Origin of the sequence: Microbacterium sp. Leaf151, assembly GCF_001424225.1 — a bacterium.
GTDB lineage: Bacteria > Actinomycetota > Actinomycetes > Actinomycetales > Microbacteriaceae > Microbacterium.
Genome location: NZ_LMOR01000004.1, coordinates 700,567 through 724,688 on the forward strand (window position 1 = coordinate 700,567; position 24,122 = coordinate 724,688).

At 70.0% G+C, this 24,122-nt stretch carries 22 protein-coding genes; 9 read left to right on the plus strand and 13 right to left on the minus strand.

The genetic code is table 11. The features are described from left to right. Positions 1-254: 254 nt before the first annotated feature. Positions 255-446 carry a hypothetical protein gene (locus ASF76_RS13940; RefSeq protein ID WP_055959006.1) on the plus strand — a complete coding sequence of 64 codons (192 nt, stop codon included), beginning with the start codon at positions 255-257 and terminating at the stop codon, positions 444-446. Positions 447-599: 153 nt separating this feature from the next. Here ASF76_RS13940 and ASF76_RS13945 read toward each other — a convergent pair whose 3' ends face one another. The 4 genes from ASF76_RS13945 to ASF76_RS13960 form a co-directional block, all read right to left on the minus strand. Further along, positions 600-1,694: an ABC transporter permease gene (locus tag ASF76_RS13945; RefSeq protein WP_055959009.1), complete on the minus strand. Its 1,095-nt coding sequence runs from the start codon at positions 1,692-1,694 to the stop codon at positions 600-602. After that, positions 1,691-2,788, minus strand: coding sequence for an ABC transporter ATP-binding protein (locus ASF76_RS13950; RefSeq protein ID WP_082485089.1), 1,098 nt, complete (start codon positions 2,786-2,788; stop codon positions 1,691-1,693). Before ASF76_RS13950 ends, ASF76_RS13945 begins: the two co-directional genes overlap by 4 nt. Before the next feature lie 250 nt (positions 2,789-3,038). Next, positions 3,039-3,968 carry an NAD(P)/FAD-dependent oxidoreductase gene (locus ASF76_RS13955; protein WP_055959012.1) on the minus strand — a complete coding sequence of 310 codons (930 nt, stop codon included), beginning with the start codon at positions 3,966-3,968 and terminating at the stop codon, positions 3,039-3,041. A gap of 203 nt (positions 3,969-4,171) precedes the next feature. After that, a complete protein-coding gene (locus tag ASF76_RS13960; protein ID WP_055959015.1) occupies positions 4,172-5,158 on the minus strand; it encodes a glycerophosphodiester phosphodiesterase family protein in 987 nt (328 codons plus the stop codon). A gap of 142 nt (positions 5,159-5,300) precedes the next feature. Here ASF76_RS13960 and ASF76_RS13965 point away from each other — a divergent pair, with 142 nt between their 5' ends. Together ASF76_RS13965 and ligD are read left to right on the plus strand one after the other, a co-directional pair. Then, entirely contained in the window at positions 5,301-6,173 is an 873-nt protein-coding gene (locus ASF76_RS13965) for a Bax inhibitor-1/YccA family protein (protein WP_055959018.1), read from the plus strand. 315 nt (positions 6,174-6,488) lie between these two features. Then, positions 6,489-7,718: a non-homologous end-joining DNA ligase gene (gene ligD / locus ASF76_RS13970; RefSeq protein ID WP_055959021.1), complete on the plus strand. Its 1,230-nt coding sequence runs from the start codon at positions 6,489-6,491 to the stop codon at positions 7,716-7,718. On the opposite strand, the gene ASF76_RS13975 is transcribed toward ligD, so the two are convergent. Further along, the gene (locus tag ASF76_RS13975) at positions 7,685-8,248 is read right to left on the minus strand and encodes a TetR/AcrR family transcriptional regulator (RefSeq protein WP_235561308.1); all 564 of its coding nucleotides are present in this window, start codon (positions 8,246-8,248) and stop codon (positions 7,685-7,687) included. The two genes, ligD and ASF76_RS13975, sit on opposite strands and share 34 nt — an antisense overlap. A gap of 67 nt (positions 8,249-8,315) precedes the next feature. On the opposite strand from ASF76_RS13975, the gene ASF76_RS13980 reads away from it, so the two are divergent. Further along, the gene (locus ASF76_RS13980) at positions 8,316-9,026 is read left to right on the plus strand and encodes an MBL fold metallo-hydrolase (RefSeq protein ID WP_055959024.1); all 711 of its coding nucleotides are present in this window, start codon (positions 8,316-8,318) and stop codon (positions 9,024-9,026) included. Positions 9,027-9,041: 15 nt separating this feature from the next. On the opposite strand, the gene ASF76_RS13985 is transcribed toward ASF76_RS13980, so the two are convergent. The 7 genes from ASF76_RS13985 to guaB form a co-directional block, all read right to left on the minus strand. Beyond that, on the minus strand, positions 9,042-10,409 hold the full coding sequence (locus tag ASF76_RS13985; RefSeq protein ID WP_055959027.1) for a glycosyltransferase: 1,368 nt from the start codon (positions 10,407-10,409) through the stop codon (positions 9,042-9,044). 496 nt (positions 10,410-10,905) lie between these two features. Beyond that, a complete protein-coding gene (gene guaA, locus ASF76_RS13990) occupies positions 10,906-12,486 on the minus strand; it encodes a glutamine-hydrolyzing GMP synthase (protein WP_055959030.1) in 1,581 nt (526 codons plus the stop codon). After that, positions 12,483-13,004, minus strand: coding sequence for a DUF3817 domain-containing protein (locus ASF76_RS13995; RefSeq protein ID WP_055959033.1), 522 nt, complete (start codon positions 13,002-13,004; stop codon positions 12,483-12,485). Before ASF76_RS13995 ends, guaA begins: the two co-directional genes overlap by 4 nt. Before the next feature lie 10 nt (positions 13,005-13,014). Then, the gene (locus ASF76_RS14000; protein ID WP_055959037.1) at positions 13,015-13,884 is read right to left on the minus strand and encodes an SURF1 family protein; all 870 of its coding nucleotides are present in this window, start codon (positions 13,882-13,884) and stop codon (positions 13,015-13,017) included. A gap of 10 nt (positions 13,885-13,894) precedes the next feature. Beyond that, a complete protein-coding gene (locus ASF76_RS14005) occupies positions 13,895-15,010 on the minus strand; it encodes a GuaB3 family IMP dehydrogenase-related protein (protein WP_055959040.1) in 1,116 nt (371 codons plus the stop codon). 15 nt (positions 15,011-15,025) lie between these two features. Continuing rightward, positions 15,026-15,694 (minus strand): TMEM175 family protein, encoded by a 669-nt coding sequence (locus ASF76_RS14010; RefSeq protein ID WP_055959043.1) that lies wholly within the window; start codon positions 15,692-15,694, stop codon positions 15,026-15,028. A 73-nt stretch (positions 15,695-15,767) separates the two neighbouring features. Then, positions 15,768-17,270 carry an IMP dehydrogenase gene (gene guaB, locus ASF76_RS14015; protein WP_055959046.1) on the minus strand — a complete coding sequence of 501 codons (1,503 nt, stop codon included), beginning with the start codon at positions 17,268-17,270 and terminating at the stop codon, positions 15,768-15,770. Positions 17,271-17,572: 302 nt separating this feature from the next. Between guaB and ASF76_RS14020 the strand changes: the two genes are divergently transcribed. The 5 genes from ASF76_RS14020 to ASF76_RS14040 are packed head-to-tail and all read left to right on the plus strand — an operon-like array spanning position 17,573 to position 22,412. Next, on the plus strand, positions 17,573-18,871 hold the full coding sequence (locus ASF76_RS14020; protein WP_055959050.1) for a branched-chain amino acid ABC transporter permease: 1,299 nt from the start codon (positions 17,573-17,575) through the stop codon (positions 18,869-18,871). 11 nt (positions 18,872-18,882) lie between these two features. Next, positions 18,883-19,863: a branched-chain amino acid ABC transporter permease gene (locus tag ASF76_RS14025; protein ID WP_055959053.1), complete on the plus strand. Its 981-nt coding sequence runs from the start codon at positions 18,883-18,885 to the stop codon at positions 19,861-19,863. Then, positions 19,856-20,788 (plus strand): ABC transporter ATP-binding protein, encoded by a 933-nt coding sequence (locus ASF76_RS14030; protein WP_055959055.1) that lies wholly within the window; start codon positions 19,856-19,858, stop codon positions 20,786-20,788. The genes ASF76_RS14025 and ASF76_RS14030 overlap by 8 nt, the downstream gene beginning before the upstream one ends. Next, a complete protein-coding gene (locus ASF76_RS14035) occupies positions 20,788-21,570 on the plus strand; it encodes an ABC transporter ATP-binding protein (RefSeq protein WP_055959059.1) in 783 nt (260 codons plus the stop codon). Before ASF76_RS14030 ends, ASF76_RS14035 begins: the two co-directional genes overlap by 1 nt. Positions 21,571-21,608: 38 nt before the next feature. After that, a complete protein-coding gene (locus ASF76_RS14040; protein WP_055959061.1) occupies positions 21,609-22,412 on the plus strand; it encodes a hypothetical protein in 804 nt (267 codons plus the stop codon). Between the two features lie 297 nt (positions 22,413-22,709). Here ASF76_RS14040 and ASF76_RS14045 read toward each other — a convergent pair whose 3' ends face one another. Beyond that, positions 22,710-23,996: an ABC transporter substrate-binding protein gene (locus ASF76_RS14045; protein WP_055959064.1), complete on the minus strand. Its 1,287-nt coding sequence runs from the start codon at positions 23,994-23,996 to the stop codon at positions 22,710-22,712. Between the last annotated feature and the right edge of the window lie 126 nt (positions 23,997-24,122).

Below are 24,122 nucleotides of genomic sequence, written 5' to 3' on the forward strand. Positions count from 1 at the left end.
GCGGCACGCGACGCCCTATGCGGTGCGGCACCGGGCGGGGCGGCACGCGACGCCCGATGCGGTGCGGCGCGTGAATGGTTTTGGGGCGGGTATCGCGGTTTGGGGCGGACGAATCGCGCCCCGAAGCGCCGAACGCACCCCGAACCGCGCGGCGACCGCGCACGACGCGCACCACGACCCACGCCGAGGGCGCCGCGACCCGGCGCGATGTCAAGCGGGTCGACCGTGCGCGGCCGAGGCGGCACGGTAGGCGCATGAGCACTCCTGACATCCCGACCCGCCACTCCGATGACGCCCGCGCCGATTCCGCCGCCCCTACCGATGCCGTGACGGACGAGGTCCGCGAAGACGCCGCCCAGGCCGAAGAGCACACGACCCTCGATGACCACACCGGTGACGTGCTCGAACCCGACCCCGGCTTCCCCGCCGCCGAGGGACACGCCTGACCGCTCCGAACTCCGTCTGCGCAGAACGGCGCCCGGTTCGCGCCTTCTCGCGCTGACCGAGCCCCGTCTGCGCGGAACGGCGCCCGGTTCGCGCCTTCTCGCGCTGACCGCGCGCCGCCGAGCGGGGTAGCGCAACACCGCGAGCGACCGTTGCTACGCGATGCGCGTGCCCGGCGGCAAACGCTTCGCGGGGGTGCGGGTGCGGGCGATTCCCCAGACCATCAGCCCGACGGCGAGCACCGCCTGCGCGAGCAGACCGACGAACCAGCTCGGGGTCGTCCCCTCGATCTGCTGCTCGGGCGTCTCATACGGCGGCTGCTCCTCCTGGTAGTACTGCGCGCAATAGTCGTACACGCGCTGAGGCTCGGGAGGAATCTGGGCCATTCGAACCCCGTAGGCGATCTGCGAGAACAGGTCGCTCGGCGCACCGTAGCCGTCGTCGTACGTCGGCGGTGTCGCGTCGGCCAGGATGACGAACGGATTCGCCGCGAGCAGCCACCACACCCGGTCGAACCGCGGCACGTCGCCGAGAGAGCTCGACTCCGTGCACCCGAGCTCATTGATCGGTGGGCATCCTTCCGCGCCGACCGGACCGTACGGGTCGCACCCTGGCGGGACGGTGCTGACGTCGTAGTCGCGCGTCACCGTCTCCTGCGTCGTGCGCAGAGCCGTCGCCCCCAGCCCGAACGCCAGGAGGGTGCCGATCGTCAGCGCGGCGATGATGAGGTACGTGCTCGCGACCGAGAAGAGCGAGCGGGCGACGATGGCACTCAGCCCGACGCCGATCGCCGCGACGATACCCACCTCGATCACCAGAATCGCCAACGAGCTGATGATCACGAGGGGGTTCAACTCGCCGGCGAACGTCGCCACGAGCAAGAAGGGCAGCGCGACCACCAGGAACGCCAGGCCTGAGATCCAGGCTGCGAGGAATTTGCCGACGACGATCTCGGTGGTGGTCGCAAGAGTGACCTGCACGGGCGCGAGGGTGGCGGCATCCCGATCGCCGTTGACGGCGCTGCCGCTCAGCGTCGGCGACACCAGCAGGACGAGCAGCAGCACCAGCATGATGACGATCGAGAAGAACCACTCGTTGCCGCCCGTCCACAGCGCGAACGACGCGAACGAAAGCACGAGCAGACCGATCAGGATGACGGCGAAGACGCCGAGCAGGACGTACCACGCGACGGATCTCGCGCGCTGGCGCAGCTCGATCCCGATGATCGTGCGAAGGCGGTGAAGGTTCATGCGACGCTCCCGTCGCCGGGACGGTTCGCGGGCGGCGACGTAGGTCGCGGTGGGACCTCGGACGACGGGGGCGCCGGCTCCGGTGGCGACGTCATCCCTGGTGGCACATCGGAAGACGGGGGCAGCGGCTGCGTGGCAGCCCCGGGCGACGCCGGGCCCGCCGGCGTCGACCCCAGGTCGAGGAAGGCGTGCTCGAGGTCACCGACCGCGGGGGCGAACTCGACGACGGGGAGCCCCGCGCTGATCAGCGCCCGGAGCCCGGCAACCGCACCGGCCTCGTCGGAGAACGGCACGAGGACGTCGCGCCGGTCGATACGCACCTCATCGCCCGTGCGCCCGAGCGCGGCCGCGACGTCGAGACGCACCGCATCCGTCGGTCGGGAGACATCGACGGGCGCCCGTACGCGCCATGCCCGCACGCGGCGGGCCGCTGCAGCGACGCGGTCGCCACCCACCGTGCGTCCGTCGACGAGGAAGACCGCGTCGTCGACGACCTCCTCGAGTTCCGAGAGCACATGGCTGGAGATGAGGATGGTGCGCCCCTCGGCGGCGAGACGTCTCAGCAGCACGCGCAGGGCGATGCGCGCCTGAGGATCGAGACCCGACGCCGGCTCGTCGAGAAGCAGTACGCGGGGGTCGTGGACGAGCGCTCGCGCGAGGGCGAGGCGCTGCTTCTGCCCGCGGGACAGCACGCGGGCCGGCGACCCGGCAATCGCGCTCAGGTCGACGAGCGCGAGCAGCTCGTCGGCGCGCGCACGCGCCGCATCGCGCGAGAGATCGTAGAGCTGCGCGGTGGCCACGAGCACCTCGCGCGCGGTGAGACTGGGCCAGGCGCCGAGGGAGTCCGGCATCCATCCGAGGAGCCGCCTCACCCCGGCCGGGTCGGCCACGGGATCGACGCCGCCGAGACTCATGCGCCCCGCGTCGGGCTGCAGCAGCGAGGCGAGCATGAGCATGAGCGTCGTCTTGCCCGAGCCGTTCGGGCCGACCAGCCCCGTCACCCGTCCGGGTGCCGCGGTGAAGGTGACCTCGCGCACGGCGTGGACCGCGCCGAACGACCGTTTGACTCCCGCGACATCGATACCGGCATCCATGCGCCCCACCCTAGAGGGGGCCTCCGACACGGCATCCGGCCCCGCCCCGGTCGGCAATGCGGGATCCGCAGGCGGTTCCGCGGCTCGATCACCTATCGGTCGGCGCTGACGCCCGCGCGTGTCGGCGGTCGTCGACGCGCGACGACATCCTCGTCCGAGAGACGCGCGACGACATCCTCGTCCGAGAGCCGACGCCGGGCGTACGCGGCGGCCGGCCGTAGGCGATCGAGGTCGGAGCGGGCGCCGGATCTCAGGATGCCGCGAGCGCCCGCCCCAGCGCATCGCCCGACGTCCACGCCGTGCGCACGGCCGCACTCTCGCCCCACGCGTCCCCGCACGCGGACAGCCCGGGCGAGCGGAAGAAGGGTCGCCCCGTCGCCTGCGCGGGCCGCGCGAATGTCCAGCGATGCGCGTGCGTGCTGATGGGATCAGCGTCGATTCGCAGCAGGCGACGGGTCGCTGCCAGCACCGGCGCGATCGCGTCATCCGGGTCGTCGAGGTGCCGTCGCGCGTGATCGGCCGTGGTGTGCACGACGAGCACGGGGGCGCCGTCGCCGCGGCGGTCGCCGTCGTCGGCGATGAACGACACGTCGGCGTCGCCGTCGGCGAAGGCGCCGTGCAGGTCGGCATCCCACTGCCGCTCGTCCCACCGCAGCACGACCGCGATGACCGGCTCCCACTCCTGCGGACCGCCGGGGACCTCGCCGGTGAGGCGGGCGGCCTGCGGGGCGGGCATCGCGAGCACGACCTCGCCTGCCTCCTCACCGTCGATCCGGTACGGTCTCACCTGCTCGACGGTCCGCTCGGATTCGACGTCGAGACCTTCGGCAAGATCCAGGGCGAGCGTACGCAGACCGAGGGGGGCCGCCCATCGCATCGGTCCGGGTTTGGGCGTCCGCCCGCCTTCGGCGTCGATCACCTGGAACGTGTCCGTCCAGGGGCGGGCGAGCTCCCGCTCCTCCCAGTCGGCGACGACATGTCCGAAGTCCGCGGCCTCGCCCACCACGAAATACGACGCCCCGAGGTCGACCGGCCGGCCGTCGATCGTGCGGCTCGACAGGCGACCGCCTACACGCCGACCGCGATCGAGCACCCGCACCGAGCGCCCGGCATCCTGCACCGCCCGCGCGCACGCGAGTCCCGAGATTCCCCCGCCGACCACCGTCACGTCCACCGTCATGGGGTCATCTTCGCGGCTCCGCGGTCGCCGTCCACCGGGCTTGCGCGCACGCCGGCTCGCCCTCCGGCCGCGCCCGAGCTGAACTCCACAAAAGGGTGCGGCCCGCGACTGCTACCGAGATGCGCCGCGCTCTCCTCACCGATCTCCGGAGTCAGGCTCGGCCTCCCCCGCGCGTGACGCCGCCCGCCGGGAGGCGCGGAACGTCACCGCGTCGACCCGAAGAACTCGACCCCCAGGTCGGGATGATCCACGAACACCCCGTCGAGCCCGGCCTCGCGCAGCACCGCCCACTCGCGCCGCCAGTCGCCGAACGCCGCCTCGCCGCCCGGCCCCCGATGCGTCGGCAGCAGGAACGCGTTCTCGGGTCGGCACGTCCACGTGAACACCCGCAGGCCCCTCTCCTGCGCCGCGCGGACGAAAGGCGCCGGGCTGCGCACCGCCCCCCGCTCGTCGGGCGCGAGCACGAGTCGCTTGTCGGGGCTGATCCCGTCGACCTCCGCGGCGAGCGCGTCGAGTCCGGAGGGCGTGAGCATCGAGGCGTACGTCGCCGCTCCCGCGCCATCGCGCTCGCGCAGGTCCCACGGCGTCCCCTCGCTGTCGACGAGTTGCACGAGGGGGATCCGGATGCCGCGATCCCGCAGCCGCGCGAGAACCAGCGGCTCGAACGACTCGATGACGAGCGCGTCCGCGGCATCCGCCCATCCGGCCGCGCGGAGCTCCGCATCGACGAGCTCGGCCATGTCGAACCCGAGCCGGGCGAAGGATGCCGCGTGCTTGACCTCGAGGACGACCCCCGCACCGCCCGCGCGTGCCAGGTCGAGCACCTCGCGCAGCCGGAGGACGGGCTGGGTGTCGTCGTGAGCAGCGCTGTCCGGCCGGAGCGCGGGGATGCGCTCGCGGCATCGGAGCGTCCGCAGTTCATCCCAGGTGAAATCCTCGGTGAACCATCCGGTCAGAAGCTCGCCGTCGACGACTTTCGACGTGCGCCGGTCGGCTAACTCGGGTCGTGTGGCGACATCGGTGGTCGACCCGATCTCGTTCTCGTGCCGGACGACGAGGACGCCGTCACGCGAGGGGACGACGTCGGGCTCGACGGCATCCACCCCCGCCGAGATCGCGAGCTGGTAGGAGCTTCGCGAGTGCTCCGGCAGATATCCCGGGGCGCCGCGATGACCGATGACGAGGGGCACGCGGGAAGCGTACGAGTCCCAGGTGAACGACGGTATCGCTCATAGCAGAATCCCAGTCGCCCCCACGAATCGAACACGCTCCTCAGCTAGTGTTGTCTGACAGCACGGTGCTGTGATCACCATCTTTGGAGTGTGAGTTCCCGTGGCCCTCAACAACCCGGCATTCAACAACCCGGCGTTCCAGGACCCTCGAGCCGGTGGCGTCAACACGCGCTACAGCCCGCCGCCGGCCGTCGATCCCGCCGCCGCCGCGTCGATCGAAGGCGCGTACGCGGCTCCGTCCGCGAGCGCCGTCGACACCGGCCGCATGACGGTCGAAGACACCGTCATGAAGACGCTCGCCCTGTTCGGCATCCTCGTCGTGACCGCCGTCGTCGGCTGGATCTGGTCGATGGCCGGCGTCAGCGCCGCCAACCCGAACCCGAGCGCCGCCCCGATGATCGTCGGTGGCCTCGTCGGTTTCGTGCTGGCGATGGTCGCGACGTTCAAGAAGAAGCCTTCCGTCCCCGTCTTCATCGCCTACGCGGCCTTCGAGGGTCTGTTCGTGGGCGGCATCTCGGCGTTCTTCGAGTTCATCTTCCCCGGCATCGTCCTGCAGGCGACGCTCGGAACCCTCTCTGTCGTCGGCGTGACCCTCGCCCTGTTCGCGAGCGGCAAGATCCGCGCGTCGAAGCGGGCCACCAAGATCTTCATGATCGCGATGGTCGGCTACCTCGTCTTCAGCCTGGTCAACCTGGGCCTCATGCTGTTCAACGTTCCGATCGCCGGTGGCGCCTTCGGTCTGCTGAGCGAGGTCAAGATCCTCGGCATCCCGCTCGGTGTGGTCGTCGGCGTGTTCGTGGTCATCATGGCCGCCTACTCGCTCGTGCTCGACTTCGACCAGATCCAGCGCGGCGTGCGCAACGGCGCCGCCCGCGTCTACGGCTGGGTCGGCGCGTTCGGCATCATGGTCACCGTCGTGTGGCTGTACGTCGAGATCCTCCGCCTCATCGCGATCGTGCGCGGCAACAACTGACGCACTGATGCGCACGCAGGGCCGTCCCGTTTCGGGGCGGCCCTTCGTTGTCGCCACGGTGCCGCCGCGGCTCCCGTGTGCCCGCCTCCGCGCCTCCGCGCCTCCTCGCCTCCTCGCCTCCTCGCCTCCTCGAAAGGAGTTGAGCGTCCACAACACTCCGCACTTCCCCGCACGCAGCGGCGTGTCCTGGACACTCAACAGCGCACACCGCGCCCCCGTACGACGGCGCGTCCTGGGCACCCACCCCCGGGAACCCCCGCCCCGCCCACCGCAAGGGGTGCGCGACACCAGACGCCACGGCGCTAGCCTCGCGACATGAGCCCCGCGAAGACTCCCCCCGAGATCCTCGACGTCGACGGCCACGAGGTGCGCGTCACCAGCCCCGACCGCGTCGTCTTCCCCGAGCCGGGCCTGACCAAGCTCGACCTCGTGCGGTACTACCTCTCCGTCGCCGAGGGGGCTCTGCGCGGGGCGGGCGGGCGGCCCATGGTCCTGAAGCGCTTCTCCAAGGGACTCGATCAGGAGCCGTTCTTCCAAAAGCGCGTCCCCGACAATCACCCCGCGTTCATCGATACCGCGACCCTGCGCTACGCCTCCGGCACCTCCGCCGAAGAGGCGGTGATCCGGGATGCCGCGGGCCTGGCCTGGGTCGTCAACCTCGGCTGCCTCGACCTCAACCCGCACCCCGTGCGCGCCGAAGACCTCGACCACCCCGACGAGTTGCGGGTCGACCTCGATCCGATGCCCGGCGTCGATTGGGCGCAGATCGTCGATGTCGCGTTCATCGCGCGGGAGGTGCTCGAGGACCACGGCCTGGTCGGCTGGCCGAAGACCTCCGGGTCTCGCGGGCTTCACATCCTGGTGCGTATCCGCCCCGAATGGGACTACACCGACGTGCGCCTGGCGGCCGAGACCCTCGCCCGCGAGGTCGAGAACCGCGCGCCGGGACTCGCGACGGCCCGGTGGTGGAAGGAGGAGCGCGGCGAGAGCGTCTTCGTCGACTTCAACCAGAACGCCAAGGACCGCACCGTCGCCTCGGCCTACTCGATCCGTCCGCTCCCCGATGCCCGCGTGTCGACACCGCTCTCGTGGGACGAAGTGCGCGACCGTCGCCCCGAGGAGTTCACCGTACTCACCGTGCCCGAGCGCTTCCGCCGCATCGGCGACCCGCACGCCGGCATCGACGACGCCGCCGGCTCCCTCGACGCCCTCATCGCCCTCTCGAAGGAGCTCGGACCCGCCGAGAAGCCTCCGCGCGGCTCCGACGGATCCGGTCGCCGCACCTCGACCATGCCCCTCATCGAGGTCGCGCGCACCAAGACCAAGCCCGAGGCCCTCGACGCTCTCGAGACGTGGAAGCAACGGCATCCGGATGCCACCGCCGCCCTGCACCCGGCCGACGTGCTCGTCGACGGCATGCGCGGCTCGAGTTCGCTCTGGTACCGCGTGCGCGTGAACCTGCAGCACGTCCCGGATGCCGAACGCCCACCGCAGGAAGATCTGATCGCTGACTACGACCCCTGGGCGGGCCGCTCCGGTTCCTGACCCGGAGAGAGGGAGCCGACGAGGTGGGCGATGCCGTACCGGTACGCATCGTCGAGGTCGCCTCCGAGACGGAAGGCGCCGGCGAGCTCCATCGTGACGAACCCCGTCGCCCACGCCGTGAGCAATCGTGCCGCGTCGAGGGCGTGCTCCTCGCCGACCGCCGCTGCGGTGGCGCGGAGCACCGGCTCGCTCGTCGCGGSGAGCCGATCGGCATCCACCGCCGCCGTGAAGAGCATCCGGAACGCCTCGGGACGCTCGCGGCCGAACCGCCGAAAGACCAGCAGGAGGTCGTCGAGTCGGTCGGATGCCGCCCCGAGCCGCCGAGCGAGGTCGTCTGCCGCGGCCGCACCCACGAGCCGCAGCAGCGCGTCGCGATCGCGCACGCGCTTGTAGAGCGAGGGCGCCTTGACCCCCACCGCCTGGGCGACAGCCTGCATCGTCACGGCGGGAGCGCCCCCCGTCTCGAGCAGACGAGCGGCGGCGTCGACGATCTCGTCGAGCGAGGTCCTCTCCGGAGTCGGCACGATCATTCCTCCATGGCTACATTTCTAAGCTATCATGGCTATAGTCCGTAGCCATCAGCACGAGAGGTCCGTCATGAGACTCAACCCCACTCTCCACCGCATCGGCAACGACATCGTCGCCGCCTACCTCATCGTCACCTCCGACGGCATCACCCTGGTCGACGCCGGCCTCCCGGGCATGTACGCCGACCTCGCACAGGAACTGGATGCCATCGGCCGACCGCTCGCTGACATCCGGGGCGTGATCCTGACCCACGGCGACAGCGACCACATCGGCTTCGCCGAGCGCCTCCGGCGAGAGCGCGGCATCCCCGTCTTCGTGCACGCCGCCGACGCCGGCCGGGCGCAGGGCGGCGACAAACCGAAGACGGCGATGGGGCCGATGCGTATCGGTCCGCTGCTGAGCTTCGCGGCCTACGGCGTCCGCAAGGGAATGCGTCCGCAATGGCTGACCGAGGTCCGCGAGGTCACCGACGGCGACACTCTCGACCTTCCCGGGCACCCGCGCGTGATCGGCATGCCCGGGCACTCCCCCGGGAGCATCGCGGTGCATTCGCCCATCTCACGCGCCGTGTTCGTCGGCGACGCCCTGACGACGCGCCACGTGTTGACCGGCCGCACGGGCCCGGGCCCCGCACCGTTCACCGATGACCCCGCCGAAGCGCTGGTGTCACTGTCTCGCATGGCGCATCTGGATGCCGACTTGGTCCTCCCCGGGCACGGTCCGGCGTTTCACGGCTCACCGGCCGCCGCGGTCGACGCCGTGCGGGCCGCCGCGCGCTGACAGCGCACCCTGGTCTCAGCGGCGACGGGGTCGAGACAGGGCCTCGCCGGCGGCCGCGGCGAGGGCCCGCATCGTTCGGGCGGGGCTCGTGACCGTCGCCGCGCCGACGGCCTCGGCCGAAAGGCGCTCGCGCATGTCGGGGTCGGTGAGGATCTCGACCAGTGCGGCGGCGAGCGCGTCTTCGTCTCCGTCGGGAACCAGGATGCCACCGCCTCGGGCGAGCATGTCGCGCGGGCCGTAGCGGATGTCCCACGCGACGACCGGCGTGCCGTGCGCGAGGGCCTCGGCCATCGCCAGACCCTGCCCCTCGAACGCCGAGGTGGTGAGGTAGACCGCCGCACCGCCGAGGACATCGCCCGGGGCGGTCGTGAGGCCCGGGAGCGACACCGCTTCGCTCAGATCGAGCTCGTCGATCAGCGTTTCGAGCTCGGCGCGCTGGGCACCCTCCCCCCAGAGCTCGAGCCGTGCCTCGGGAACGTCGGCTAGGACGCGGCCGAACGCACGGACGGCCTGGGCGAGTCGTTTGCCGGGTGCGAGACGCCCCAGCACCACCACACGGCCCGGGTCGCGATCTGCTGCGGGTTGCGTCGTGGCGGGTGCACCGACGGCGTGCGGGACGACGAGATCGTTCGCCGCGGTTCCGAAACGTTCGCGCACATCGTCGCGCTGGTGGGCGGTCGGCCAGAGCACCGCGTCGAAGCGAGAGGCGATCTCGAACCACCTCGACCACAGGCTGTTGAGGGGGGAATCGGCCCGGTAGGGCGGTTCGAGGTGGATCGTGTGCACGGTGTGCAGGATGCGCACGTCGTCTTCACCCCACCCGACGAGGAGCTCGCCGAGCTGCCGCGATTCGCAGATCAGCACGACCGGGCGGGCGTTCTCGGCGCGGAGATCCGACGCGATGCGCGACAGCCACGCACGATACAGCGCCCCGAAGCCGTCGACCACGCCCACGGTCTCGCCCGTGGTGTCGCGGATGACGATCGGTGCACGCGTGAGATGCCAGTCGGGATCGACGACGACGGGAAGCGAGACCGCCCCGCCCGCGACGTCGCGGTACTCCAGCGACGGATCCGCATGACCGTCATGGGCCGCTTCCCGCAGCCAGTCGGCCGCTCCCCCCGCGGACGCGACGGCCTCGTCGAACAGGTTGCGGAAGATCTCGGATGCCGTTGCGGCCCCCCGCTCGACGAAGGTCGCCCGGTGCGCGGCGTGAGCGGCGACGGCTCCCGGGTCGACCGTGAGGAGCAGGGGCTGCGTGCCCGCCTCGGCCATCTGTCGCGCGCGCGCGAGCGCGGAGATCGTGTACCCACCGTCGAGGTCGGGGATGAGCCGGCTCGAGAGGATGAGATACCAGGCGTCGGGGAACTCAGCGTCGCTCACGCCCCCATCCTCTCTCACACGCCCCCGCTCCCTCGCTCACTCCGCGAACGAGCTCCGCCTCGGTTCGGGGCGCATATCGCCGTCCGGGGCGCGTCTCGCCCGCCCCAGAGCGCCGATCCCGCCCCAAACCCGCCGACCGCCCTCAGCGCAACGACAGAGCGCCAATGACACCGGACGGCGAAGGGGCATCGCCTCCGGGACGATCGGGGTAGGGCCCCGCTCCCGACCCCATACCTCTGGCCCGGCAGGCGGAGCGTGCACGCCGCCGCGGACGCGAGGCGAAGTAACACGCCCTCCTGAGTCGATCGGGGTAGGGGCCCCGCTCTCGACCCCATACCTCTCGCCGGGCAGGCGGAGCGTGCACGCCGCCGCGGACGCGAGGCGCAGTGACACGCCCTCCTGAGTCGATCGGGGTAGGGGCCCCGCTCTCGACTCAGGAGGGCGTGTCACGTAGCCGGGAGTCAGCAGCGACGTACGACGCGACCGACAGCCCGGCTCACTCCCATTCGATCGTCCCCGGCGGCTTCGACGTCACGTCGAGCACCACGCGGTTGACGTCGCGCACCTCGTTGGTGATGCGGTTCGAGATCTTCGACAGCACGTCGTAGGGCAGGCGCGTCCAGTCGGCGGTCATCGCGTCTTCGCTCGAGACGGGGCGCAGCACGATGGGGTGGCCGTAGGTGCGGCCGTCGCCCTGGACGCCTACGGAGCGCACGTCGGCGAGCAGCACGACGGGGCACTGCCAGATCTCGTTGTCGAGGCCGGCCTTGGTCAACTCGGCGCGGGCGATGGCGTCGGCCTCACGCAGGATCTCGAGGCGGTCAGCGGTGACCTCGCCCACGATGCGGATGCCAAGGCCGGGCCCCGGAAAGGGCTGGCGACCGACGATCCCTTCGGGCAGGCCGAGCTCGCGGCCGATGGCGCGCACCTCGTCTTTGAAGAGGGTGCGCAGCGGCTCGACGAGCTCGAACTGCAGGTCTTCGGGCAGGCCGCCCACGTTGTGGTGGCTCTTGATGTTGGCGGTGCCGGCGCCGCCGCCGGACTCCACGACGTCGGGGTACAGGGTGCCCTGCACGAGGAAGCGCACCTGCTCTCCCTCGGCCTCGGCTTCGGCGACGAGGTCGGCCTGCACCTTCTCGAACGCGCGGATGAACTCGCGGCCGATGATCTTGCGCTTCTGCTCGGGGTCGCTCACACCGGCGAGGGCGTCCAGGAACGTCTCGCGCGCGTCGACGGTGATGAGCTTCACACCGGTGGACGCGACGTAGTCGTTCTCGACCTGCTCGCGTTCGCCCTGGCGGAGGAGCCCATGATCGACGAAGACGGCGATCAGCTGGTCGCCGACGGCCTCGTGGACGAGAGCGGTCGAGACGGCGGAGTCGACACCGCCCGACAGTGCCGAGATGACACGGCTGGTGCCGACCTGCTGGCGGATGCGCTCGACCTGCTCGGCGATGACGTTGCCGCTGTTCCAGTCGGCGGGGAGGCCCGCGGCCTTGTGCAGGAAGTTCTCGATCACGTGCTGACCGTGGTCGGAGTGCTTCACTTCGGGATGCCACTGCACGCCGTACAGGCGGCGTGCGTCACTCGCGAAGGCGGCGACGGGCGTGTGCGCGGTGCGCGCGAGGACCTCGAAACCGTCGGGGGCGCGCGATACCTGGTCACCGTGGCTCATCCACACGTTCTGATCGACCGGCTGACCCTGCAGCAGCGTGCCCTCGGTCACGATCGTGGCGTCGGTGGCGCCGTACTCGCGCAGGCCGGTGTTCGCGACCTCGCCGCCGAGCGCCTTCGCCATGACCTGGAAGCCGTAGCAGATGCCCAGGGTCGGCACGTCGAGATCGAACACGCCGCTGTCGAGGCTGGGAGCGCCGTCTTCGTACACCGACGACGGGCCGCCCGAAAGGATGATGCCGACGGGGTTCTTCGCCGCGATCTCGTCCGCCGTGGCGGTGTGGGGCACGATCTCGCTGTACACGCCGGCTTCGCGCACTCGGCGGGCGATGAGCTGCGCGTACTGGGCGCCGAAGTCGACGACGAGGACGGGGCGCTGGGACGTTTCGGTCTGTTCGGTCACCGGTTGCCTTCCGGGGTGGGAACGGGAGCGCTGGCCTGGGCGGCTTCGCGCTCGGCGAGGTAGGCGCGCACGCTCCGGGCGGTGCGCACCTCGAGGATGAAGGAGAGGAAGGGCACCACGCCGCCGAGGGCGAGGAACACGAAGCGGCGGAACGGCCACCGCATGAGGCTCCACACGCGGAAGCACGAGAAGAGGTAGACCACGTAGAACCAGCCGTGCGCGACGAGGATCGCGAGAGAGACGTTGACGCCGTCTCCGGTCGACAGGATCTCGCAGCCGCTGCCGCCGGGCACGAAGAGCGAGAACCACTGGCAGTCGGGACCGGGCACGGCATCCGCGAACCACAGGAAGCCACCGGAACCACCGAGGAACAGCTCCACGTGAATGGGCGTGTACTTCAGGATCATCTCGGCGACCAGCAGCAGCAGGCCGACACCGGTGATGATCGAGCAGATCTGGTAGAACTTCAGGGCTCCGCGGATCGCCGGGAACGAGGCGAGCTTGGGGGCGCGGGGCATGGATGCCAGTCTACTCGCGAGACGCTGGGGGCCCCGCCGCGAGAGCTTCGGCCTGCTCGTCTTCGAGGTCCTCGACCTCTTTCTCCCACGCGTCGCGAGCGAGGCGATACCAGAGGTAGAGCGCGAAACCGGCGAAGACGGCCCACTCGGCGGCGTAGAAGATGTTCAACCAGTTGACCCGCGAGCGCTCATCGGGGGCCGGCGAGGAGATGTCGACGAGCGGACCGATGGCGGTCTGCGACGCGATGTACTGCCGGTAGACGCTCACGTCGGTGATGTCGTGCCACCGGCCGAGCAGCATGGCAGGCGACATGCGCGTGAGGGTGTACGGGTCGGCGCCCGACGGCGGCAGGGACGGCCCCTCGTCGGAGATCAGGCGTCCCGTGACGTCGATCTCAGCCGCCGGATCGGCCGCGACCTGTTGCTCGAGTTCGGCGGCGGCGGCGTTCGCCTGGTCGAGGCTCGGGGTCCAGCCGGTCGCGACGGCGACCGACGTGCGCTCCGCGGCGCCGGTGACGCGGAGCTGACCGGTGACCCAGTACCCCTCGGTGTCGTCGTTGAAGCGCGAGGAGACGACGATGAAGTCGGATGCCACCCACGTGCCCGTCACCGTGACCCGCTGACCCACGAGGGGTTCGGGCAGGTAGTCGCCCGGCTTCACGACGTCGGCGAGGGGACGGACGACCTCGGTCATGCCCGGCTCCGGCGGCGAGGTGTCGACCGCGCGGCCCAGCTGCCACTGCCCCAGCCACGCGAGCACGCCCGCCACGATCAGCGAGAACGCCAGCAGCGCGATCCAGCGGGGCCGCAGCATCACCTCCCGCAGGGTGGGCGGGAAGATCTGCGGCGGCGCCGGGTCGGTCGCGGGGGCGGAGGTCATGCGGTGCCGGTCAGTGACCGTAGGGGGCGACGACGACCTCGACGCGCTGGAACTCCTTGAGGTCGGAGTAGCCGGTGGTGGCCATCGACTTCTTCAGAGCCCCGATGAGGTTGGCGGTGCCGTCGGCGACGGGCGCCGGGCCGTAGAGGATCTGCTCGAGTGGGCCGACGCGGTCGACGGCGACCCGACGGCCGCGCGGCAGCTTCGCGTGGTGCGCCTCGGGGCCCCAGTGGAAGCCGCGTCCGGGCGCGTCGGTCGCCCGAGCCAGTGCGACGCCGAGCATGACGGCATCCGCTCCCATGGCGAGGGCTTTCACGATGTCGCCCGAGGTGCCCACGCCACCGTCGGCGATGACGTGCACGTAGCGGCCGCCCGACTCGTCGAGGTAATCACGGCGCGCGCCGGCGACGTCGGCGACGGCCGTGGCCATCGGCGCGTGCAGTCCGAGGGTGGCGCGCGTGGTGGAGGCCGCTCCCCCGCCGAAGCCGACGAGCACGCCGGCGGCTCCCGTGCGCATGAGGTGCAGGGCTGCCGTGTACGTGGCGGCGCCGCCGACGATGACGGGCACATCGAGGTCGTAGATGAACTTCTTCAGGTTCAGCGGCTCGGCGACCTTCGAGACGTGCTCTGCCGACACCGTGGTGCCACGGATGACGAAGAGGTCGACGCCGGCGGCGACGACGGTCTCGTAGAGGTCGTGCGTGCGCTGCGGGGTCAGGGCTCCGGCGACGGGGACGCCCGCGTCGCGCACCTCGGCGAGGCGGTCGCGCACGAGTTCGGGCTTGATGGGCTCGGAGTAGAGCTGCTGCATGCGGCGGGTCGCGTCGGCCTCGGGGAGCGTCGCGATCTCGGCGAGGAGCGGCTCGGGGTCGTCGTAGCGCGTCCACAGGCCCTCGAGGTCGAGCACACCGAGGCCGCCGAGGCGCCCGAGCTCGATCGCGGTGCGGGGGCTGACGACGGAGTCCATCGGGGCGCCGAGCACGGGGATCTCGAACGAGAAGGCGTCGATGGTCCACGCGGTCGATACGTCTTCGGGATTACGCGTGCGCCGCGACGGCACGACGGCGATGTCGTCGAAGGTGTAGGCGCGGCGGGCGCGCTTGGCGCGGCCGAGGTCGATCTCCATGGTCACCCGCTCAGCCTACCCGCGCCCTCCGACATCGCCGTCGGCGGGGGCGGACGGTGCCTCCGCCGGGTCGTTGCCACCGCGCAGCATCCGCGTGACCAGACCGTCGAAGGCGAAGAGCAGGAACGCGATCGATCCGAGGAGAGGGCTGACGGCGACGACCACCGCACTGATGAGGACCGCGCTGAGACCCGCGCGCCCGATCCGACGGGCGTCCGAGCGGGTGAGGTCGGGAATCGACCCCGAGCGGACCGCCCACACCCACTGCACCCACCCGAGCAGGATCGCGAGGAAGAAGTTCACCGGCAACAGCACCCGCCCGAGCAACAGCTCGTCGTACGTGGTGTTGAGAGAGGAGGTGAAGGGCACCAGCACAACGAACAGCAGACGCAAGCCGTTGATCCACATGCCGAGGGCGTCGATGCGCGCGATGTATTCGAACTGCCGCACGTGCGTCATCCACATGAGGCACAGGATCAGGAAGCTGACGACGAACGAGAACACCGGATGCGCCAACTCGACGAGCGCCGCGGCGAGCGCAGCATCAGAGCCCACGGTCCCCAGCGACTGATCGGTGAGACCGAGCACGAGCAGCGTCGCCGCGATCGCGAAGACCCCGTCGGTGAACGCCTCTGTACGCCGCGCCGACACCAATGCGTCGGGGTGGCTCCTCCGCCGGATCATGCGCTCAGCGTAGCCGTCGGACGGCGACGACGAAGGGCCGGACGGTCGCCCGTCCGGCCCTTCGGAAGAGCGTTCACTTCTTGTAGTTGGGCGCCTCGACGACGATCTGCACGTCGTGGGGGTGCGACTCCTTGAGGCCCGCCGAGGTGATGCGCACGAAACGGCCCTTGCTCTTGAGCTCTTCGACGGTGCGGGCGCCCACGTAGAACATCGACTGACGCAGGCCACCGATGAGCTGGTAGGCGACGGCGGCGACCGGGCCGCGGTAAGGCACCTGACCCTCGATCCCCTCGGGGATCAGCTTGTCGTCGCTGGGCACGTCGGCCTGGAAGTAGCGATCCTTCGAGTAGGACGTCTTCTTGCCGCGCGTCTGGAGGGCCCCGAGCGAACCCATGCCGCGGTACTGCTTGAACTGCTTTCCGCCCTGGAAGACGATCTCGCCCGGCGACTCGTCGGTGCCGGCGAGGAGTGAACCGAGCATGACGGTGTCGGCGCCGGCGACGAGCGCCTTGGCGATGTCTCCCGAGTACTGCAACCCGCCGTCGGCGATCACGGGGACGCCCGCGGGGATCGCGGCCTGCGCGGCCTCGTAGATCGCGGTGACCTGGGGCACGCCGACGCCGGCGACGACGCGGGTGGTGCAGATGGAGCCCGGTCCGACGCCGACCTTGACGGCATCCACTCCCGCGTCGATGAGGGCCTGGGCGCCCTCGCGGGTGGCGACGTTGCCGCCGATGACGTCGATGTGCGCGAACGAGGCGTCGGCCTTCAGGCGCGTGACGATGTCGATGACGCCCGCCGACTGCCCGTTGGCGGTGTCGACGACGAGCACGTCGACGCCCGCGTCGCGCAGGGCCTCGGCGCGCTGCCACGCATCACCGAAGAAACCGATCGCCGCGCCCACGCGGAGCCGGCCCTGATCGTCCTTCGTGGCGAGGGGGTACTTCTCGCTCTTGTCGAAGTCCTTGATGGTGATGAGACCGGCGAGCTTGCCGTCGTCGTCGACGAGCGGGAGTTTCTCGACGCGGTGCTTGGCGAAGGTCGCGATGACGTCGTTGGCGTGGATGCCGACGTGCCCCGTGATCAAGCCGTCCTTGGTCATCACGTCTTTGACGAGAGTGGTCTGACGCTCGAAGCCCGAGACGAACCGCATGTCGCGGTTGGTGATGATGCCCACCAGCACGCCGTCGGGGTCGATGACGGGAAGACCCGAGATGCGGTACTGCGCGCACATGGCGTCGACCTCGGCCACCGTGGCATCCGGGGTCGTCGTGATGGGGTTGGAGACCATACCGGACTCGCTGCGCTTGACCTGATCGACGATGCCCGCCTGATCTTCGATCGAGAGGTTGCGGTGCACGATGCCGATCCCACCCTGGCGCGCGATCGCGATCGCCATGCGGGCCTCGGTCACGGTGTCCATGGCGCTGGAGAGCAGGGGTGTCGCCACGGTGATGCGACGCGTGAGCCGCGAGGACGTGTCGGCCTCGCTGGGGATGACGTCGGTGTGCCCCGGCAGGAGCAGGACGTCGTCGTAGGTCAGTCCGATGAAACCGAAGGGGTCGTGCTGCTCCATGGATCCTCCTGCGCACGCGGCGCCTGTTGAAAAGGGACGTCGTCGGCCGGGGCGCGCATTGCGCGCTCCGCCTGCGATTCTAAGCGTCGGGGAGCCATGAATTGTTCCCGCAACGGCTGGCCACGATGCGCATGCACGATGACACGGTTCGCTAACGACCCGGCTGGCGAAACACCCTGGACACATTACGCTCGTAGCGTCGACCGTCGAAGCTGACGGGACGACTTCGTCAGCGCTGCCGAACTGGAGATTCCGTGGGTCACCCCTCCCCCACCGCGATACGATCGCGAACTTTGTCCCGCATGGCTGTGATCGTGTCGCTCTTCGCGAGCGCGGTCGCCATCCTGAGCCTGTTCTTCGCGACACCCGCGATGGCGCAGGCCACGCAGGCGCCCACCCCCGCCGCTTCGGCGGGCACCGGTGACGTCTCGACCCAATACTCGATCGGCGGCATCATCCGCGCGGGCGAGGATCCGGTCGAGGGCGTCGAGGTGCTCGTCTCCGGTACGGGGTTCTCCGAGACCGGGACGACGGGCGCCGATGGGCGCTGGTCGGTCGCCGTCCCCGGACCGGGCGCGTACACGGCCGAGCTGCAGGTGGACACGCTGCCCGAAGGCGTCGCCCCGCGCGATCCCGACAACGTCACCCGCGATGTCACGATCGGCACGACCAACACGGTCAACGTGCTGTTCCCGACGGGCGAGGGGACGGCGGCCAGCGGAACCATCTGGGACACGCTGTTCTCACGCTTCTTCTACGGCCTCAACTTCGGTCTGCTGCTGGCGCTGGCCGCGATCGGCATCTCGCTGATCTTCGGGACGACCGGCGTGAACAACTTCGCCCACGGCGAGATGCTCACGTTCGGCGCGATCATCTTCTACATCTTCACGGCGATGGGCTGGAACCTGCTGCTGGCGATCCTGCTGACGGTGGTGCTGTCGGCCGCGCTCGGATGGACCCAGGATGCCGTGCTGTTCAAACCTCTGCGAAAACGCGGGGTGGGCTTGGTCCAAGTGCTGATCGTCACGATCGGCCTGTCGATCGTGCTGCGCTACCTGTACCTGTACTTCTTCGACGGCGGGACGCGCAACATCGCGACCGGCATCACCGACAACGTCACCATCGGGCCCGTCACGGTGACGCTCACCTCGATCATCAGCATGGGCATCAGCATCGTGATGCTCGGCCTCGTGGGGTACTTCCTCACCCGCACGCGCATCGGCAAGGCGACGCGCGCGGTCAGCGACAACGCCTCGCTCGCCGCCGCGTCCGGCATCAACGTCGACCGGGTGATCCGTATCGTCTGGGTGCTCGCCGGTGCCCTCACGGGCCTCTCGGGCGTTCTCTACGGCCTCTACCGCGGCGTCACGTGGGACATGGGCTTCGCCATCCTTCTGCTGCTGTTCGCCGCGGTCACGCTGGGTGGACTCGGGAGCGCGTTCGGCGCACTCGTGGGTTCGCTCATCATCGGCATCATCACGGAGCTGTCGACCATCGTCATCCCACCCGACCTGCGGTACGCGGTGGCCCTGATCGTGCTCATCGGCGTGCTGCTGTTCCGGCCGCAAGGTGTGCTCGGTCGTAAAGAGCGGATCGGTTGAGGAAAGACGACATGGACTGGTTTTCGATCTTCAACAACGCCGCGGGCGAGCTCATCAGCCCGACCACCGCGGCCTACGCCCTCGCCGCCATCGGACTCAGCGTGCACTTCGGCTACGCGGGGCTCCTCAACTTCGGTCAGGCGGGCTTCATGGCCGTCGGCGCCTACGCCTTCGCCATCGCGACGCTCTCGCTCTCGGCACCGGTGTGGCTGGCCATCCTCATCGCCATCGGCGCGTCCGTGCTCTTCGCCTTCCTGCTCGGCATCCCGACCCTGCGTCTGCGCGCCGACTACCTCGCGATCGTGACGATCGCAGCGGCCGAGATCGTGCGCTACGTGGTCTCGACTGTCGGTCTGACCGACATCACCGGCGGCTCGCAGGGTCTGAACGGCTACAACCGCGAGTTCCAGGCGCTCAACCCCCTGCCGGCCGGCACCTACGGCATCGGGCCATGGACCTACTCCGCGAACGACTGGTGGGTCCGCGTCTTCGGCTGGGGCCTCGTCATCATCGCGACGATCCTCGTCTACCTGCTCATGCGCAGCCCGTGGGGCCGCGTGGTCAAGGGCATCCGCGAGGACGAGGACGCCGTGCGCAGCCTCGGCAAGAACGTCTACTCCTACAAAATGCAAGCTCTCGTGCTCGGCGGTGTCATGGGCGGCCTCGCGGGTGTGGTGTTCATCCTCCCCCGCGCGGTGCAGCCCGGTAACTACGGAACGGCACTGACGTTCTTCATCTGGACGGCGCTGCTGCTCGGCGGCGCCGCGACCCTGCTCGGCCCGATCGTGGGATCGATGCTGTTCTGGGTGCTCCTGTCGCTGTCGAACGGCATCATCGTGGGGCTGCGCGACGTCGGCATCCTGGGCTTCATGTCCAGCACGCAGACGGGGCAGGTGCGCTTCATCCTCGTCGGCCTCGGACTGATGCTCCTGGTGATCTTCCGACCACAGGGCATCTTCGGCAACAAGAAGGAGCTGTCGTTCAATGTCTGACACGACCCTCACCCACCCGCTCGTCAAGGGCGATGTCGGCCCCGGCTGCGCCAAGGTCGACCCGATCGTCGTAGCCGACGGCGTCACCCGGCAGTTCGGCGGGCTCAAGGCCGTCGATGTCGAGCACCTCGAGATCCCGCGTGGACAGATCACCGCTCTGATCGGCCCGAACGGTGCCGGCAAGACGACGTTGTTCAATCTGCTGACCGGCTTCGACAAGCCGAACACGGGTCGCTGGAGCTTCGAGGGGTCGAACCTCGCCGGGGTACCCGCATTCAAGGTCTCGCGCAAGGGAATGGTGCGCACCTTCCAGCTCACCAAGTCGCTGGGGCGCCTCTCGGTCCTGCAGAACATGCTGCTCGGCGCCCGCGGGCAGAAGGGCGAGAACATCTTCCGCGCCCTGATCCCCTCGACCTGGCGCTCGCAGGAGCAGGCGAACACCGATCGGGCCGACGACCTGCTGCGCCGGTTCAAATTGGATGCCAAGCGCGAGGACTTCGCCGCGTCGCTGTCGGGCGGCCAGCGCAAGCTCCTCGAGATGGCGCGTGCGCTGATGAGCGACCCGAAGCTCGTCATGCTCGACGAGCCGATGGCCGGCGTGAACCCCGCGCTGACCCAGAGCCTCCTGGGCCACATCCTCAACCTCAAGAGCGAGGGGATGAGCGTCCTGTTCGTCGAGCACGACATGCACATGGTGCGCCACATCTCGGACTGGGTCATCGTCATGGCCGAGGGCCGCGTGGTGGCCGAGGGTCCGCCCGAGACCGTCATGACCGACCAGGCGGTGATCGACGCCTACCTGGGCGCGCACCACGACACCGATCTCGGCGACATGACCACGTCGCAGCTCGAGACCATCCAGGCCGAGGCCGCCGCCGAGGCGGAGGCGGAGCTCATCGCCGACGAAAAGGACGGGAAGCTCTGATGTCCGACACCTCGACCGCCACCCGCACCGCGGTGCTGCGCACCGACGACCTGGTCGCGGGGTACCTGCCCGGGGTCAACATCCTCAACGGCTGCACGGTGGACGCCTACCAGGGCGACCTGATCGGCATCATCGGCCCGAACGGCGCCGGCAAGTCGACGCTGCTGAAAGCCATCTTCGGCCAGGTCAAGATCCGCAGCGGCTCCGTGCTGCTCAACGGGGAAGACATCACCACGCTGAAAGCCGACAAGCTCGTCGGCAAGGGCGTCGGCATGGTCCCGCAGAACAACAACGTGTTCCCGAGCCTGTCGATCGAAGAGAACCTGCAAATGGGGCTCTTCCAGCGTCCCAAGGCCTTCGCCGAGCGCTTCGAGTTCGTCAGCGGGCTGTTCCCCGAGTTGGCCAAGCGGCGCCGTCAACGCGCGGGGTCACTGTCGGGCGGCGAGCGTCAGATGGTCGCCATGGGCCGCGCGCTCATGATGGACCCCTCGGTGCTGTTGCTCGACGAGCCGTCGGCCGGGCTCTCCCCCGTCCGCCAGGACGAGACGTTCCTGCGCGTGGCCGAGATCAACCGCGCGGGCGTGACTATCATCATGGTCGAGCAGAATGCGCGGCGATGCCTGCAGATCTGCCACCGCGCCTACGTGCTCGACCAGGGCAAGGACGCGTACACGGGAACCGGTCGGGAGCTTCTCACCGACCCCCGCGTCATCGAGCTGTACCTCGGCACGCTGGCCGCCGACGAGGACGCCAAGCGCGATCACCCGCACCCCGAGGCCTGATCGACCGTCGTCTGATCGCGAGTGCGGCGCTCACCCTGGTGGGCGTCGCACTCTCGGCATGTTCGGCCCCCTCGCCGCCCGGTCCGTCACTCGACGTCGTTCTCGTGCAGCAACGCGGCGACATCGTCGCCCAGCGGGTGCAGTTGCGGGTCACGAACACCTCCGCAACTCCGGTGACGGTGACCTCGGCGGGTCTCAGCTCGGCGGCTCTCGACGGTGTCGCCGGCGGCGAGACCGCGCGTCCGGTCACGATCGGCTCGGGACGCACGACGGATCTCCCCATTCCCCTCCCCGGGATCCGCTGCTGGCGCGACGATGCCGCGGCTGAGGCTGTGCTGCACGTCGACTACGGCGGCGGCGACCGCGACGCCACCGTGGCGGTGGACGACCGGCTGAGCGTGCTCTCGCGGCTCAGCGCGACGCAGTGCGACCGGGATGCGGTGGCATCCATCGCCCGCATCTCGGCGACGAGGGTGACCTCCACCGGCGACGGCTTCGCGAACCTGGTGCTGTCGATCGAGCCGAGCGGGGATGCCGCGGCCGGACGGCTCGAGATCGTCTCTCTGCGCGGCACTCCCCTGCTGCGTTTCGCCGGGGGCTCCGAGGCTCCGATCGGCCTGACGGTCGAGGGCGACGACGCACCGTCGGAGGCCGCTGTCGCCGTGACGCCGATCCGGTGCGACGCGCACGCCATCGCCGAGGACAAGGTGGGGACGCTGTTCGACCTCGTCGCGCGGGTGGACGGACGCGAGGTCGTCGTGCCCCTCGCCCGCTCGCAAGAGGTGGCCGGCGACCTCTTGGCCTTCACTGCGGCGACCTGCGGCCTGACACCGTCCGACTGACAGGCGCGAGCGGCCGGGACCGCACCGCCGCGGTCGGGTCCGGATGGAGGACGCCGCGCTGACGGGGCCGGCCCGCGTTGCCGGGGCCGATTCGACGAGGCCGAGCCGCACCGCCGACACCGCCGCCAGCGCCCGCGCCCGCACCAATGCCAGCACCAGCGCCCTCCCCCGCACCAGCGCCAGCGCGCCGCCAAGAGGCGGACCGGGTGCGTGCCCGCGGCGACGACCCTGATGACCCACCCGCGAACGGGAAAGGGCCCGGATGCCGATGGCATCCGGGCCCTTCGCGGACTCAGGTCACTCGTTGAGCGAGCCGAACTCCGTGTTCAGCAGGGTGTACTTGTTGTCGGCACCGTACTGGTAGATGCCGATGTACGCCTCGGTCGGGTCACCGTTCTCGTCGAAGGTGATCGGGCCGGAGACACCGTCGTAGTCGATGTCGGTGCCCTCGTTGACCAGCGCGAGGCAGTCGGCGAAGGTGGTGCACTTCTCGCCACCCTCGGAGACCGACTGGAGGTTGTCGCGGATGGCGGTGCCCGAGTCGTCCTTGGCCTGCGCCGCGGCGAGAGCTGCGACGATGACGGCGTCGTAGGACTCCGGTGCGTAGCTGAAGTCGGTCAGCGCGGGGTCGACCGTCAGCAGCTTCTGCTGGAAGGTCGTGTCGGCCGGGTTGCCGGGCAGCGTGCCCTTGGCGCCCTGCAGGGTGCCGGCGGGGAACTCGTACGAGTTCGACAGGTTGCCGTCGACGAAGTAGACCTGCGCCGCCGGGTAGCCCTGCGTGCTGACGAGCTGCGGGATGATCGACGACGTCTCTTCGAACGCGATGACCGCGACGGCGTCGGGCTCAGCCGCGAGCAGCTCGTCGACCTGCGACGTGAAGACCGTGTCACCCGGGTTGTACGGAACCGCGACGGAGACCTCGCCACCGGCGGCCTCGATGGCCGTCGTCGCGTTGTCCTTCAGGCCGATGCCGTACGGGTCGTTGATGTAGATGATGCCGACGTTCGCGGCACCGTCACCCGTCATCAGGTTGCCGAGCACGCGGCCCTGCAGCACGTCGGACGGGGCGGTACGCCAGTAGTACCCGCCGTCGGCGTAGGTGGTGAAGTCGGGCGACGTGTTGGCCGGAGAGATCTGGACGACACCGGCGTTGACGAGCTGGTCGACGAACGTGAACGACACACCCGACGAGGCGGCACCGATGACGACGTCGGCACCGGCGTCGACGAGCTCGGTCGCCGACTGCGTGGCGATGTCGGTGGTGGTGTCACCCGAGTCGCGCTCGGTGAGCTCGACCGAGAACGGGAACGCGTCGCCCGCGGCCTCGATGTCTTGCACGGCGGCTTTGACACCGGCGACCTCGGGCGGGCCGAGGAAGGCGAGGTTGCCCGTGGCGGGAAGGATCGTGCCGACGTGGAAGACGCTGTCTGCCGTCGAGGTGCCGCCAACGGCGCTGCTGGGTGCATCGCTGGGCTCGGCTCCGCCGCCGCCGCCGGCACAACCGGCGAGGACGAGCGCGCTGGCGCCGACCAGGGCGATACCGCCGAGGACTCGGGCGCTGCGCGTGCGCGGGAAGACGTTCATAGTGCTCCTTGCTGTGGATGAACGCGGGGGGAGACCCATGGGGTCACCTGATTCCCCCAACCTAATCGGATGCACGTTTTCCGCATGTTGCCGTTCGTTAACGATGTGCGTCCCGGCGGTCACGGG

Bases quoted from the DNA above. Each gene is read 5' to 3' on its own strand.
- ASF76_RS13940 (WP_055959006.1), top strand. From the start codon at position 255: ATGAGCACTCCTGACATCCCGACCCGCCACTCCGATGACGCCCGCGCC.
- ASF76_RS13945 (WP_055959009.1), bottom strand. From the start codon at position 1,694: ATGAACCTTCACCGCCTTCGCACGATCATCGGGATCGAGCTGCGCCAG.
- ASF76_RS13950 (WP_082485089.1), bottom strand. From the start codon at position 2,788: ATGGATGCCGGTATCGATGTCGCGGGAGTCAAACGGTCGTTCGGCGCG.
- ASF76_RS13955 (WP_055959012.1), bottom strand. From the start codon at position 3,968: ATGACGGTGGACGTGACGGTGGTCGGCGGGGGAATCTCGGGACTCGCG.
- ligD (WP_055959021.1), top strand. From the start codon at position 6,489: ATGAGCCCCGCGAAGACTCCCCCCGAGATCCTCGACGTCGACGGCCAC.
- ASF76_RS13980 (WP_055959024.1), top strand. From the start codon at position 8,316: ATGAGACTCAACCCCACTCTCCACCGCATCGGCAACGACATCGTCGCC.
- ASF76_RS13995 (WP_055959033.1), bottom strand. From the start codon at position 13,004: ATGCCCCGCGCCCCCAAGCTCGCCTCGTTCCCGGCGATCCGCGGAGCC.
- ASF76_RS14000 (WP_055959037.1), bottom strand. From the start codon at position 13,884: ATGACCTCCGCCCCCGCGACCGACCCGGCGCCGCCGCAGATCTTCCCG.
- ASF76_RS14005 (WP_055959040.1), bottom strand. From the start codon at position 15,010: ATGGAGATCGACCTCGGCCGCGCCAAGCGCGCCCGCCGCGCCTACACC.
- ASF76_RS14010 (WP_055959043.1), bottom strand. From the start codon at position 15,694: ATGATCCGGCGGAGGAGCCACCCCGACGCATTGGTGTCGGCGCGGCGT.
- guaB (WP_055959046.1), bottom strand. From the start codon at position 17,270: ATGGAGCAGCACGACCCCTTCGGTTTCATCGGACTGACCTACGACGAC.
- ASF76_RS14020 (WP_055959050.1), top strand. From the start codon at position 17,573: ATGGCTGTGATCGTGTCGCTCTTCGCGAGCGCGGTCGCCATCCTGAGC.
- ASF76_RS14025 (WP_055959053.1), top strand. From the start codon at position 18,883: ATGGACTGGTTTTCGATCTTCAACAACGCCGCGGGCGAGCTCATCAGC.
- ASF76_RS14030 (WP_055959055.1), top strand. From the start codon at position 19,856: ATGTCTGACACGACCCTCACCCACCCGCTCGTCAAGGGCGATGTCGGC.
- ASF76_RS14035 (WP_055959059.1), top strand. From the start codon at position 20,788: ATGTCCGACACCTCGACCGCCACCCGCACCGCGGTGCTGCGCACCGAC.
- ASF76_RS14045 (WP_055959064.1), bottom strand. From the start codon at position 23,996: ATGAACGTCTTCCCGCGCACGCGCAGCGCCCGAGTCCTCGGCGGTATC.